The 13007-nt window shown below is 45.0% G+C and carries 12 protein-coding genes; all 12 read right to left on the bottom strand.

The genetic code is table 11. The features are described 5' to 3' along the window. Nucleotides 1–5: 5 nt before the first annotated feature. The 12 genes from BST99_RS06385 to BST99_RS06335 all read right to left on the bottom strand — a co-directional run bounded on the left by BST99_RS06385 (nt 6) and on the right by BST99_RS06335 (nt 12972). Nucleotides 6–1532, bottom strand: a complete 1527-nt coding sequence (locus tag BST99_RS06385; RefSeq protein ID WP_105001060.1) for a serine hydrolase — start codon at nt 1530–1532, stop codon at nt 6–8. Between the two features lie 65 nt (nt 1533–1597). After that, nucleotides 1598–3853: an aminotransferase class III-fold pyridoxal phosphate-dependent enzyme gene (locus tag BST99_RS06380; protein WP_105001059.1), complete on the bottom strand. Its 2256-nt coding sequence runs from the start codon at nt 3851–3853 to the stop codon at nt 1598–1600. Between the two features lie 85 nt (nt 3854–3938). After that, a complete protein-coding gene (locus BST99_RS14795; protein WP_262494651.1) occupies nt 3939–4070 on the bottom strand; it encodes a hypothetical protein in 132 nt (43 codons plus the stop codon). A gap of 21 nt (nt 4071–4091) precedes the next feature. Then, complete coding sequence (locus BST99_RS06375; RefSeq protein WP_245916204.1) at nt 4092–4925, bottom strand: hypothetical protein; 834 nt, start codon at nt 4923–4925, stop codon at nt 4092–4094. Between the two features lie 40 nt (nt 4926–4965). After that, on the bottom strand, nt 4966–5997 hold the full coding sequence (gene mltG / locus BST99_RS06370) for an endolytic transglycosylase MltG (RefSeq protein WP_105001058.1): 1032 nt from the start codon (nt 5995–5997) through the stop codon (nt 4966–4968). Between the two features lies 1 nt (nt 5998). Continuing rightward, a complete protein-coding gene (locus BST99_RS06365) occupies nt 5999–7333 on the bottom strand; it encodes a YfcC family protein (RefSeq protein WP_105001057.1) in 1335 nt (444 codons plus the stop codon). Between the two features lie 67 nt (nt 7334–7400). Beyond that, the gene (locus tag BST99_RS06360; RefSeq protein WP_105001056.1) at nt 7401–7787 is read right to left on the bottom strand and encodes a DoxX family protein; all 387 of its coding nucleotides are present in this window, start codon (nt 7785–7787) and stop codon (nt 7401–7403) included. 78 nt (nt 7788–7865) lie between these two features. Continuing rightward, complete coding sequence (locus tag BST99_RS06355) at nt 7866–8216, bottom strand: ribose-5-phosphate isomerase (protein ID WP_105001055.1); 351 nt, start codon at nt 8214–8216, stop codon at nt 7866–7868. A 5-nt stretch (nt 8217–8221) separates the two neighbouring features. Then, the gene (locus BST99_RS06350) at nt 8222–8638 is read right to left on the bottom strand and encodes a VOC family protein (protein ID WP_105001054.1); all 417 of its coding nucleotides are present in this window, start codon (nt 8636–8638) and stop codon (nt 8222–8224) included. Then, on the bottom strand, nt 8638–9324 hold the full coding sequence (locus BST99_RS06345) for a DUF3667 domain-containing protein (RefSeq protein ID WP_146106229.1): 687 nt from the start codon (nt 9322–9324) through the stop codon (nt 8638–8640). The genes BST99_RS06350 and BST99_RS06345 overlap by 1 nt, the downstream gene beginning before the upstream one ends. Before the next feature lie 41 nt (nt 9325–9365). Then, nucleotides 9366–11024, bottom strand: coding sequence for a hypothetical protein (locus BST99_RS06340; protein ID WP_105001052.1), 1659 nt, complete (start codon nt 11022–11024; stop codon nt 9366–9368). Between the two features lie 202 nt (nt 11025–11226). Continuing rightward, on the bottom strand, nt 11227–12972 hold the full coding sequence (locus BST99_RS06335) for an amidohydrolase (RefSeq protein ID WP_105001051.1): 1746 nt from the start codon (nt 12970–12972) through the stop codon (nt 11227–11229). Nucleotides 12973–13007 lie beyond the last annotated feature (35 nt).

Genomic DNA, 13007 nt, shown 5'->3' with positions numbered 1-13007 from the left:
AGGTTTTATTTATGAGGTTTTAATTCTTCAAAGAAGAAATCGTCATTGGGTACGTCAAAATCAAAGCCTACCACTTTTTGGTTATTGTCGGTTTTGATTTGAATGGTACCAAAGTCAAACCAGGCCTGGGGGTGATCCCAGTGAATTTCCCATACATCGTAATGCCAGTGGGTCAAGGTGGCGTTCAATAAGGGAGAATGCTCAAAGGTGAGTTTAAGGTCTTTTCCGTCCTCGACGATACTGATGGTGCCGTACATATCAGAGGTATACTCCCCAATAAAAGCTGCGGGCTGCAGGGATGGAGAGGTGTTCAGGACGCGGTTGTCTTTTCTATACTGAACGCGTGTGTCTCTCTTTTTCCAATTGTTATAGCCTTCCAGAAGTTCGGAAGACCAGTCCTTGGTCTCAATGCCCAAGAAGGCATCGATGGCATAATTAGTCGCTGCTCGGATGGGGCTTTTTGCGCCGTTGGTCAAAACCACGACCCCCAGGTTTTCGTCAGGTACCAAAGAAACCATGGTAATAAAACCGTCGTAACCTCCGGTATGCGCTACACGCATCCGCCCGTGATAGTCGCTAAGGCCCCAGCCCAGTCCATAGGCCGAAAAGTGGCGATTAAATTCCTTGTCGGCTTGGTTTACGACATGGTTGTTGTGCGGTGTCCACACCATATTCCGCGTATTCCGCGAAAGAATGGTGTCCTTTCCGATGATACCGTTGTTGAGGTTAAAAATCATCCATTTAGAGATGTCTTCCACGCTAGAAATCAGTCCCCCTGTAGCGGCCACATTATCCCAACTCACCCAAGGAATACTGTAGTTCTTGCCCTCTTTACGCGCATGAGGAGTAGAAAAATTGCCCATGCCTTCCAGTTCCTCCAGGGAGGCGATGGTGCGATCCATCCCAAGGGGTTGAAGTAAACGCTCCCTTACATTTTGAGCCCAGGATTTACCGGTGACTGTTTTGATCACTTCTCCGGCGGTGATGTACATGAGGTTGGAGTAGCCGTAACCCGAACGAAACTCGTAGGCCTGCGGAACGTGTTTGATTCCTTTGATGATCTGTTCTGCCGATGCATTGGATTTGTACCAGATATTATCTCCGCTAAAGGTACCCAAACCACTGCGGTGGCTGAGTAAATCCCGAATCGTCATGTGGTTGCTCACCCACTCATCGTAGACCGCAAAATAGGGGAGGTAGTCCTTCACTTTATCGTTCCAGTCCAATTTTCCTTCTTGTACCAGGATGCCGATCAAGGCCGAAGTAAAGGCCTTGGAATTGGAGGCGATGGCGTAGAGGGTGTTCTGATCTGGCTTCCCTTTTTTACCTGTTTCCAAAACCCCGAAATTTCCGGTAAATACGAGCTTACCGTCCTTCACGATTCCAATGGAAACACCGGGTACATCCCAGTCCTTGACCATCTTGGCGTAGTACTTGTCGAGGGCTTTTAGATCGACATTGGGTTCACTAGTCGTTTGCGCGTTGAGCGTCAATAGACCAGTGAGTAGAAAAAAGGTAAAGAGCTTTTTCATTCGGGTTCTTTTAGGGGAAGAAAGTTAGTAAAAAGACCAGTTCTTCTGGTTTCATAGCAGTAGATTTAGATCCTGTTTAAAATGGTTTCGAGGTTTTTAACGACCTCTTCTGCATTGGCTTTACTAAAACACAAGGGGGGTTTGGTCTTAATGACATTATCAAAAGGCCCATCTGTACTCAGAAGGATGTGCCTCTGTCTCATTTCGTTCTTTAAATGCTGGGCGAGCTCCGTATCGGGCTCTTGGGTCCCGGCTTTGACGATTTCTACTCCAATAAAGAGCCCCATTCCCCGAACATCTCCTATACAAGCATGATCCTTGGCCAAAGCTTTTAGAAGCTGCTGGTAGTAATTGCCGACCTCGCGTGCATTTTCTTGTAAGCCTTCTTCTTCAATGACTTCGAGCACGGCCTTAGCAATGGCACAGGAAACCGGATTCCCTCCGAAGGAGCTGAAGAACTCTACCCCTTTTTCGAAGGACTCGGCAATTTCGGTTGTGCAGACCACCGCTCCCATGGGATGACCATTGGCAATGGGCTTACCCAAAACAACCATGTCCGGAACGACCTCCTGGGCTTCATAGCCCCAAAAGTGGTCTCCCAAACGTCCAAAACCGGTTTGAACTTCGTCGCTTATACAGACCCCGCCTTGGGCTCGTATGGCCGGATAGACTTCCTTGAGGTAGCCTTTCGCTAAAGGGATTTGCCCGGCACATCCTACCACAGGCTCACAGATAAAGGCTCCGATCGGGTGTGGGCTATTTTGAATCTGAGCGACCGCCTCTTCTCCGTAGCGTTTTCCGGCCTCCGTTTCTCCTGCAAATTTGCCTTTATAGGTGTTTGGAAGAGCGGTTTTATAGATATGCTCTTTTTGACCCTCGCCTTTGGGGTTGTTGAATTTGTAATCACTAATATCGATCGAAGTCTGGGTATTGCCGTGGTAACCGTCTTCCATGACCAGGAAATGACGGGCCTTGGTGTGGGCCCGCGCCAGTCTCATCGCCAGATCACTCGCGGCGCTTCCTGAATTCACAAAGAAGACTTTATTGAGCTTGGCTGGAAAGTACTTCAAGAGTCTTTCGGCATATTCTGCCAGTTCATCATAAACATAGCGGGTATTGGTATTGAGTCGGGCCATTTGTTTTTGCCCCGCCCTTACCACTTTAGGATGTGAATGCCCTACATGTGGTATGTTGTTGTAGGCATCTAAAAAGGTATTGCCTTCGGCGTCATACATGTACTGAAATACAGATCGGCTCATGTGTATCGGAGCCTTGTAGCTCAAAGACAGGTTCTTTCCAAAATAGGCTTTTCGATCTTCAAGTGCTTTTTGGGTAGAGGCTGAATTTGGAGATAGCCCAATGGCCTTCCTAAAGGTGTTTTCGGCCAGAATAGGATTAATTGTAAGCCACTTTTTCAGCATCTTCCAGGCATTGGCTTCACTGGAGGATGCATAGGTATTCTCTGGGTCCGTTTTCTTGGCATGGGCCGAATTGCATACACTGGTGCACAGTCGCGCGGCGATGAGGTAATAAAGGACCTCGATTTCTTTTTCTTCCAGTGGAAAAACCTCGTGGTAGGTTTTTAGAAAAGGACTCACCCATTTTAAGGGTTCTTCCTTATTGTAACAAAGGTAGGTCAGGGCAATGGCCACCTCATTGATAACAAAAGAATGCGCTAAGTCGCCAAAGTCAATGATGCCAGAGACTTGGTTGTTTTCGATCAAGACATTCCACTCGTTGGCATCGTTGTGAATGATTTGTTTGCGTAGTTCCCCGAAGTAGGGACGTACGTTCTCTTCGAATTGATTAAAGAAGTAGAGCAGGAGTTTTCGATGGGAAGCCTCGGGAACATCAACGATGTACTTCTTGTTCAGATCAAAGTACTGCAGGTCCCATTCCCACTGCCGGGCTTGTATGCTCGGGTGCCTGAAATCCTGCAAACTTTTATCCAGTTGTGCCAAAAAGGTCCCGAAAGAGGCAAGCAGTGGTGGATTGTGTTCCACCTCGCCAAGAAACTTTCCTTCCATAAAAGAGAGCATTCGGCAAATCCTTGGCTGCTCCTCGATCTCAATGACTTTGAGGGTAGACTGGTCGAGGAAAGGCTGTACGGCAGGCACTTCCGTACTCCTTGTTTTAGCCAGTTGGCGAAGGGTATCGTTCTCGGCATTTACGGTGTAAAAAAGGTCCTCCGTCAGGGAGTAGGTTTTGAAGACAAACTTGTTTGGCCCGGAAGTTATGCGGTAGTTCTTGTTGTCGTAACCCGCCAGAGACTTGACCTGGTCGACAGGGATACCGAATTCTTTCTCAATAAGCGACTTCATAAGGCCACCGTTTTTAGGTCAATCCTTCACTTGAAAGCCTAAAAGTATCCATTATAAATCAATGTCAGAAAGAGAGAGTTGCTCTTTAAGTCTCGACTGCTTTTAGCTGGTCTTGATAGGTTTCAATCCGGGCTTTGGCCTTGCTGTCGACCAACAGAATCACAATCATAGCGATTATCGTAATGGAGGTTGCCCTCCAATTGACTTTATTATTCAAAACTTAGTGAAAACCGACCACCTACCTCAATTGAAAATGAATGTGATCATCATGTCGTACCGCTTGACACCCATGGTAACGCACTTTTTGACTCTTTAGGCCAAGACGGGTCTTCAGATGGGGTTCAATAAAGAGCTTGCCTACTTCCTTTTGCCGGGTAATTCGCCGAGCCAGATCACGGGTTCCCTTTGCCGAAAACTCAATCTTTCGGTTGATACGGCCGAAGGTGAGGTACTTGGGAAAGTCGTACTGCCATTTACCCGCTTTTTTACAAACAGCAATCTGATCGTATTCTCGGTCAGTGGGCCCTTCAAAAACGCCATAGCCACTAAAGGAAGGCTTTTTATTAGAAATCTTTCCTTCCTTCTCGTAGACCAAACTCACATCGACTTTTTTACCATCGTTATGGCTTAAATGAGGCAGCAAAGGAAAACCGTCGATAAAGGGGAAATTGGCGTCTAAATAGACCAGCTGGATTCCCTCATTCCTCTTTTCAAAATCTTCTGCGATGGCCGTGATTGCTTTATTCAGTTCTGGCCTAACGTAGTTTCTATTGGCCAGTTTATAGAAGACGGAATGAGCTCTAACGACCTTGAATTCTTTCATTTTTTCTCGTCCGAATAGGGGGGCTATAAGGGGGACGATGAGCAAGTTGGCTAAAAGATAGAGGGCACTAAAGGCGAGTACTTTTTTACGTCTTGCTTTTAACCCCAACCTTTTTGCTAGTAAAAGGGAGAGCAAGTAAACAACTCCGCCGATTTGGGTAAGGAGGGTCAGAAAGACAAAGAGGAGTATGTGCCCAATGAATTTTAAGGCAAGGGTCAGACCCGGATAGCGTTCGAATTTTGAGTTCATAAGGTGTTCTCTACTTAAGAAAACTCAGAAATGGATCATTTTATTTTTGTTCTAAAGCATCCAGGTATCGGTGGTAGCGCCGCGCATTTCGGTTGTGTTCTTCTATGGACTCGGCGAAGAGGTGATAGCCCGGTTTTTCAGGGTCAACACACATATAGAAGTAGTTGTGCTCCTCCGATTCCAAGACAGCATCAATACTCTTAATGGAGGCCATACTAATGGGGCCCGGTGGAAGGCCGTGATGCAGGTAAGTGTTATAAGGCGATTCAAAGCGGATGTGCTTGTAGAGGATTCGGGTAGCTTTAAAGTCTCTGGTGGCAAACTTCGCGGTGGGGTCGGCATCCAGTTTCATCCCAATTTTAATGCGGTTCAGGTACAAGCCGGCTACTCGCTTCTTTTCGGAATCTTTTGAAATCTCCCGTTCGACTATGGAAGCTAAAGTGTAGACTTCGCTGGGGGTCATCCCCAATTGTTTGGCCTTTTCTCGGCGGTTATTGCTGTCCCAAAAGCGTTTATGTTCTTTAATCATCCGCTCCAAAAATGCCTCGGCATCCGTATCCCAATATACCTGGTAGGTGTTCGGAATAAAGGCGCTCATCAGGGTTTCAGTAGTAAATCCAGACGTTGCAATTTTCTCATCTTTATAAAAGAGATCAGCCAATTCTGTGGAATCTGCCTCGATGAATTGGGAGGCCTTAACGGCGACATCTTCTATATGCCAGCCATGGGTGAGGACCAGATTCATAGGCGCTTGGGCACCTCCACGCAGGTGGCTGATAAGGCTTCGATTACTCCAAGAGGGCTCAATTTTATAGCGCCCTGAGCGCATTTCTTTCTTCTTGTAATTCATCATTTCGGCTACCGCGATAAAGGAGGCCTGATCCTTAATTTGCCCATTTTCAGCAAGTAGATCGACCACCTCTTGAAAGCTTGCACCTGATGGAATGTGAACATATTCATTTTGTAGCTCCGCCGGTACATTCGGTGCCAGTATACGGGAGTACTGATAATATCCGAAAAGAGCGCCGATGAGCACCAGGATAAGCATGATCCAAGTTAGAATTTTGCGCATTTTAGTTGTATCCGATTTGTATGGAAATCAAAATGGCGGCTATGGCAATAATGAACATCAAGATAAAGGGCTTGGCAACAATTTTTAACCAATCGACATACTTGATTTTGGCCAAGGCGATAATGGCCATCATTGGACCAGCCGTTGGAGCTACCATATCCATCATTGCCCCACCATATTGATAGGCAAGAACGGTGGTTTGGCGAGAAAGGCCAATTAAATCCGAAAGAGGAGATAAAATGGGCATGGTCAGGATGGCTTGACCAGAATTGCTCGCTACCGGAATATGCAAAAGGGAGTGAGAAAACATCATGAGCACAGCCGAAACAGATGGTGGCACCAATTTTAAGGGTTCAAAGAGTCCGTAAATAATGGAATCGATGATTCCTCCTTCTTTTAAGACGATGGTAATGCTATTAGCTAGTCCGATAATCATGGCGGCATAGACCATCTCTTTTATCCCATCGACGTAGACTTCGGTTGTTTTATTGAATCCAAAGCGGGCTATGAGTCCGCTGACCAGAGCGAGAAGAAAGAAACATGCCGACATTTCATTGAAACCCCAATCCATTGCAATGAGTCCATAGGCTACGCCGCCAAGTGTAAGAACGAGTAATCCTAAGATCAGCTTATTTCGTCCTGTTAGTTGCTCAACCTGAAGCTCTTGCTGGGTGCGCTCAGTTCTGTTTTTATTGGCGTAATAGAGCACAAAAAGGATCCAGGCGAGAGCTGCAATTATCATGACGATGAGTCTAAATTCATACCCAGAAAGTAATTCCAGACTGGCCTCTTTTTGAGCGATAATAACGGCAAAAGGATTAAAGGGACTAAAGGCGGCCCCAACCACAGCAGAGCCCATACTGCTCATCACAATGGCCGCATTGTTGTAGCCAATATTGCGACCGAAAATCAGTAAGACAGGGGTCATAGCAATAATTTCTTCATAGAGGTTGATGGTCATCCCTCCCGAAATAAAGAATAATGAAATGACGACCAAGGCCAGTGATTCCTTACCCTTTAAGAGAACAATTACCTGATTTAATCCTTGATTGAGTGTCCCGGTTTGCTCAATGAGGTAAAAGCATCCGCCCAAAATGAAAATTAAAACAATCAGATCGGCTCTTCCTGCAATACCTTTCGGGACCGCCAGAAGAACATCAAAGGCGGAAAGGTGAGGGGCTTCGTTGAGCTCGTAGGAATCGGCTACCACGGAGGTTATGCCGGTAATCGAATCGACTTCTCTCTCGTAGGTGCCTTGAGAAATTAAAAAGGTCATCACCCAAGCCACTGCGATAGCGACGAGTATAATGACCATTGCGTTCGGAAATTTTTTCATAAAGTAAAACTTGCTTTCAAGGTCGCAATTTTTACTAAGCCAACAAGTATTTAAGAGGGCTGCTTGACTAATTCAGTTTATCTCCAATAATTGGAATGCTCTTTCGGTTGGCAAAAAGGATGATCAGAGAAGCGATCAAAATAAAAACCGCGGTGTAAAAGAGTGTTCCCCCATCTCCTTGCACCTCGATTCCCAGCTTGGTTAAGTGCATAAAGACCGCACCGCTAATGACTCCTACGGAGATTCCCGCTCCTGCCCAGGTCGTTCTTTTGACCAAGAGCAGAATACCCGCAATCAGCTCCACAATGGCGATACCAATACGTCCGTAGGGCTCTAAACCTACTTTGGTAAAGATGTAAACGCTTTCGGGATGAGCACTTAGTTTAAAATAAAGGGTTTGGATCAGTAAGAAGGCAACTGCGATTCTCAGAATCAGTAGACCGTATTTTTTCATGGCTAGGATACTTATTTAAGTTGTGTGAGTATCTAGTCGGTCTCTCAGTCTTAAAATTTCAATGGAGTCTGAATTTAATCAGTTGAACCAGACGGCATAGCGTTGTCTTCGCAGGTTCAAAGCGACCTTTTCTTCCATCTTTAAAGCCTCGGCCCTAGAGGAAAGAGGCTCAATATGATTGTACAGGCTTGGCCTTAAATACATGCCGTATTTCTGAACCAGATTAGAGGAAAGTTTATGCCCCTTTTTGTTTCGGTAACCCGTTTTATGTTGTTCAAAACGCTCCTTGGGGGTTTTGCTGGTCATACCCACATATAAGCACTGAAGTACCCCATTGAACTGAGGATTGGCCGCCCGAAACTTCCAGTTCTCTGTATAGACCCGTTTCGATAATTCGACAACGTAAATGTGGTATTCTGTTTTAGGCATGTACTTTATTTATAGAAATCATTGGGGTTGACTTTGATGCTGGTGAGTTCGACGGTATGCCCATCAGGATCCTGAGTATAAATCGAATCAAAGTAATGATGATCCTTGATGGTGTACTCAAGGTTTAAATCGTCATAGTGTTGGATGGCCTTTTTGAAGTTCTCTTGACTCAGGTGGAAAGCGAAATGATCCATCCCGATGTTTTTGGTCGAAGGAGGAAGTTCAGGGTCTTCTAAATTCGCCGGAAAGAGGGCAACTCCTGATTTGCCTGCTAGCAAAAAGAGGGGGAAGTCTCCCCATTCAGGCAGTTGGTAGCGTTTAAGGCCAAGCACTTTGGAATACCATTCGGCAGAGCGTTCTAAATCGGCTACCCGAATAGCCACGTGGTCTAATCCATCTAATTTTATTTCCAAATCTCTCATCAGGCTTTTGTAACAGGGTTATTCGCTAAATCAATGAAGGCTCCCAAAACACTGATAGAAAAGTAAAAGAGGAAAAAGCCTAAGAAATAAGCCAAAGCCGCCTTTATATAATTTCGTTTTTTCGATTTCCCATAGAACTGGGCGACCGCCCAGACAAAGTATATCAAGCCAATCAGCACTCCCCAATAGTGGAAGGCGTAACCGCTTAAGATTTCCAAGAGATTGAAGGCGGCGTAGATCAGGGTATAAATTCCCATAACGTAAAGGAGTAGCACAAGAACTTCGAAGTAGTTGTAGCCCGACTTTCGGAAGAAAAGCCGCACCCAGGGGGCAACAAACATCGAGAGTAAAATATTAGCAAAACCATAGTTGTTCTCCGTCCATTGAAAAAGGTTAAATAGGGTCGTTTTTTCTATTCCTAAAGCTTCGGCATAGCCTCGCTCGAATTGGTTAAAAAAGCCCTCAATCGGAAAGTAATGACTGAATAGCGAATAGAGTAAAGAACAGAAAATCACAAAGGAGATCGGTTTGGTCAGTCTGCTTCTGTTTTCGTGCAAGTACTCTTGAACCGAAGCCCCGGGTCTGCTAAACATATGTTTGATGGTTCGCAGTATCCCTTTATCGAAATTGAAGACACTCCCGATTTCGGTAAGGATGTATTTCCGGTCTATTCTTTTTAAACTCACGGTTTTTTATGTCAATTTCGGTTGTACTAACTAAGGCCTCTCTAGTCCGTTATAACTCTTAAAGGAGTATCCGATCCCGTCAGCTCCCAATGCCCGAGAGACATGGGGATATTCCCAATGCTGTTTAGAGAGTCGAAAAAGTCTTTAAGAACAAAGTCTTTGTTCTGAGACTCCTGAATCCTCGCGTATTCCGCCATGGCGTCCTCCATAAGGTACTTTCCAGTGATATAGCTGGTTCCATAACCCGGTTGGCGCAGGTACAGGTGCTGCTCAAAGATGAGGAGTTCCTTTTCTGTTTTCATCCATCCCCGAGGTGTGTATTCACTGTGAATACCTCCGGCTTCCTCCATGGTCATCTCGTTGGCATGGGCGTACAAAGAGCCCAAGCCACGGGCGGCGCGTTGTGCGATCATGATGTAGACGATCTCTTTGGTCCTAGGACTGTCATCGTATAAACCCGCTTGCATAAAGGTTTCTTCAACGGCTGTGGCAACGCCTTCGTTTCTCGAATCAAAGATGTTGTAGAGTAGGGGGCCGCGTCTGATTTCGCTTTGGTGGGGTTCATTTTCCATCCGGGCGAGTTCAAACCAGTGGTAGAAATGCGAAAACAAAGGCCTAGGATCGTAGTGCTGGCCTATGCGGAAAAAGTTGCGCTTTTCTCGCGGAATAAATTCTCCTAACTGTTCCCGTAGGGCGGGGTCAAAGTAAGGTTTAACGGTTACGATTTCTTCTTTTTCGAGGAAGTCCATTAGGCTTTTCGCCGCTTCATCAGCCATTTGATCATAGGCTTCTGGAGAGTTGGCATCTTCCAATTCGGGCAAAGCCCGGTTGCGGTGTTCTTCTAGTTTGAGCGAAGACCAGGCGCGAGCCAGTTCTCTTTTAAGAATCATCACCTCGTCTTCCCAGGTCAGGGGAACGAGGTGGACGTTTTGCATATACCAGCTGTAGTTGTCTTTTCCGATTCCCGAAGGACCGGTTTTGGACTTAGCTTTATTTTCGAGCCAGCTCACAAAGTCTTCGGTTGAACGTATACAGGAATCGATCAGGCTTTGCAGTTCTGAATCATTGACGAGTGAAGCTTCCTTTTTAAGGCCTTTGAGGACTTCTGCCTGGGTTCGAATATCTCGGATACCCGCTACCCAGAGTTCCTTGGCATTTCCGGTCAGGTTCTTTTTGGCCTGGGAGTTGAGTGGCGAAATGACCTGGAGGTCTGAAATTAGACGCTCTCTTTCTTCCGGACTCAACGGAAAATCATAGGTCCACAGCTCAGTGGTCGCGTGGTGCGTAGGTCCCTCATGCGCAGGTACATCACTCTTATAAGTCCAAACGGTTTTGTAGTAAGCGGGATCACGGGTCCAGGGCTGGAGAATACGCTGATTAAAATCGTAGCCATTCATTTCGGCCCAGACGATCATCCAATCGATCTTGTTTTCGATGGGCCAATTGGCGGTGTCGATCTGCTTTAGGCTTTCCTGTAATTCTTGAAAACGAGGGATCCTTTTTTCGAAGGTTTCCGCCGTGTAGTCGGGGGCTCCTTCCCGTGTAGGCGGCTTTTCAAAAGCTCTCCACTTCTCAAACAGAGAGACTAAATCCTTGTAGCTATTTGACCTGAATTCTACCGCTGAGGGTTCTTCTTCTTCATAAATTTGGCAAGCGATCACAATAAGGAAAAGAAGAGGCAGTAGTGCACGTTTTTTCATAAAATTGGCTATTAAATCGGCAAAGGTTTAACATTCTCCCTAGAACGGATACTGTAATCATATTCACTAAACAGCCGGGCGAGGACAGAACATCATTCAGTAATAAACAGTCGAGAGCAGAAAAGTTACCATTAACTTGGTTGAAGCATAAAGCTTTTGGCCTATTTTCATTTGCAAAATAGGGTTGGGGTCAAGCTCTTTCTTAGCTTTTGCTATTAGATACGTACTTACCTTTATATACTACCCCGTCAACCTTGATATCCTTAATTCTTGTGGATTCAACCGTAAAAGGATTTTCTTCTAAGATCGTAAAGTTAGCAGTTTTGTTAGGTCTCAGAGAACCGATTTCGTTTTCCAAGTTCAATGCTCTTGCTGCATCAATTGTAACAGCCTTCATGGCGTTGTAAACTGAAATTCTTTGGTCTTGTGAGTACCGATTTCCTTCCGAAGTCTCCCTATTGACCGCGGTCCAAACAAGGGTCAAAGGCTCAACAGGGGCCATTGAGAAATCAGAATGAAAAGATAACGGAATATTTCTGTCGGTCAGAAGTTTGAGCGCTACCAGGTTTTTAGCTCTCTCTGAACCCAACCCATGTTCCGAGTACTTATCGGCAAGTGCCCACAAATAATAAGGATTTACTGATGCTTCCATTCCTAGCCCTTTCATTTGTTCGGTCATCCCTTCATCGAAATAGCCCATATGGTGTAGCGTAAGTCGATGATTTTCTCTTGGATTATTTTTTTGTGCTTTTTCTACCAAATCAATAACCATCTGTTGTCCTAAGTCACCATTTGCATGAATATGAATTTTATAGCCATTATTCCAATACATCATGAATTGTTCTTCAAATAGGTTGAGCGGTGTCATCCACTCTCCTTTATGTCCGTCGGTATAGCCCTCTTTCATTTGCATCAATTGAGAATAAATAGCGCCATCGGAAAAGAGTTTAACCTGCTTAGGTAAGAAAACAACATTAGGCCGGTTGTATGATTGTGTGGTGTCCAGAGTTTCCATAAAAGACATCGCTTCTTTATTTCCTCCTTTCATTCCGTATAATTGAGTGCCACTTGGAATTAAATACACATCATAAGGTGGATTTTTATCCATCTCTTTCATAAGCAGTTGTAACTCTCCGTCAAAGTCTGAGCTTGGAAATCCCGGCTCAGCAATTGTCGTAATTCCGTTTTTTAGTAATAATTGACTCATGGAATTAAGTCCTTCGAGATAGCTTGTTGGCTCAAGTAAAATGGGTGCCATCTTTGGGACTAGTGCGAGCCATCCCCCTTCATAAAAATGACCTTTGGCCCATTCTACTTGAGGATTATTTGCAAAATCGGCTTCTTGAATTCCCAGTTTTGTAATTCCTGCGTCATTCAAATAAATTTCATGAAAGGAACGGTGTATGATCCCAACAGGTTGGTCTCCGGCGATCTCATTTAAAACGTCCCTTGAAATCTCACCGTGCCAAAGTTGATGATAACCCCAGATAAAATAGAGCTCATCTTTTTTGGCATTAGACTGAATAGACTCGCTAATTCTCTTGCGATAGGCGTCTTGCCCTTGAACTCCGGTTTTGGTTTTGGAGGGTAATTTCCAATCATAAGGGGCAATGATTTCATTTTGAAGCATAATGGCTGCCAAAGAAGGATGTAAATGGGGTTCAATTAGCCCGGGAATTAATATTTTTCCGTCCAGATCAAAGAGATTTGCTTTCTTAAACTGCCGTACTGCTTTCTCTTTTTGGCCGACATAAACAATTTTTCCATTTTGTTCTACTACAGCTTGTGCATAGGTGGGTTTTGAGCCCTCCATTGTGATGATGTCTCCATTGTAATAAATGGTTGCTGGGCTAGGCTCACCAGCGGCTGTGTTTTTTTTCTCTTCATTCATGCACGCCCAGAAAAGGAATAAAAATGCTATGTAGAGCACATGTCTTTTTGTATTCATAGAATTGAGTAATTGTATTTTTTCACTAGTTTATG

Origin of the sequence: Aureicoccus marinus (assembly GCF_002954325.1) — a bacterium.
GTDB classification, from domain to species: domain Bacteria; phylum Bacteroidota; class Bacteroidia; order Flavobacteriales; family Flavobacteriaceae; genus Aureicoccus; species Aureicoccus marinus.
The sequence above is the reverse complement of the archived record's forward strand: the minus strand, read 5'-3'. Positions and strand labels throughout refer to the sequence as shown.

What these genes read in the sequence shown, in the direction of transcription:
- BST99_RS06385 (WP_105001060.1), bottom strand. Translation starts at nt 1,532, where the DNA reads ATGAAAAAGCTCTTTACCTTTTTTCTACTCACTGGTCTATTGACGCTC.
- BST99_RS06380 (WP_105001059.1), bottom strand. Translation starts at nt 3,853, where the DNA reads ATGAAGTCGCTTATTGAGAAAGAATTCGGTATCCCTGTCGACCAGGTC.
- BST99_RS06375 (WP_245916204.1), bottom strand. Translation starts at nt 4,925, where the DNA reads ATGAACTCAAAATTCGAACGCTATCCGGGTCTGACCCTTGCCTTAAAA.
- mltG (WP_105001058.1), bottom strand. Translation starts at nt 5,997, where the DNA reads ATGCGCAAAATTCTAACTTGGATCATGCTTATCCTGGTGCTCATCGGC.
- BST99_RS06365 (WP_105001057.1), bottom strand. Translation starts at nt 7,333, where the DNA reads ATGAAAAAATTTCCGAACGCAATGGTCATTATACTCGTCGCTATCGCA.
- BST99_RS06360 (WP_105001056.1), bottom strand. Translation starts at nt 7,787, where the DNA reads ATGAAAAAATACGGTCTACTGATTCTGAGAATCGCAGTTGCCTTCTTA.
- BST99_RS06355 (WP_105001055.1), bottom strand. Translation starts at nt 8,216, where the DNA reads ATGCCTAAAACAGAATACCACATTTACGTTGTCGAATTATCGAAACGG.
- BST99_RS06350 (WP_105001054.1), bottom strand. Translation starts at nt 8,638, where the DNA reads ATGAGAGATTTGGAAATAAAATTAGATGGATTAGACCACGTGGCTATT.
- BST99_RS06340 (WP_105001052.1), bottom strand. Translation starts at nt 11,024, where the DNA reads ATGAAAAAACGTGCACTACTGCCTCTTCTTTTCCTTATTGTGATCGCT.
- BST99_RS06335 (WP_105001051.1), bottom strand. Translation starts at nt 12,972, where the DNA reads ATGAATACAAAAAGACATGTGCTCTACATAGCATTTTTATTCCTTTTC.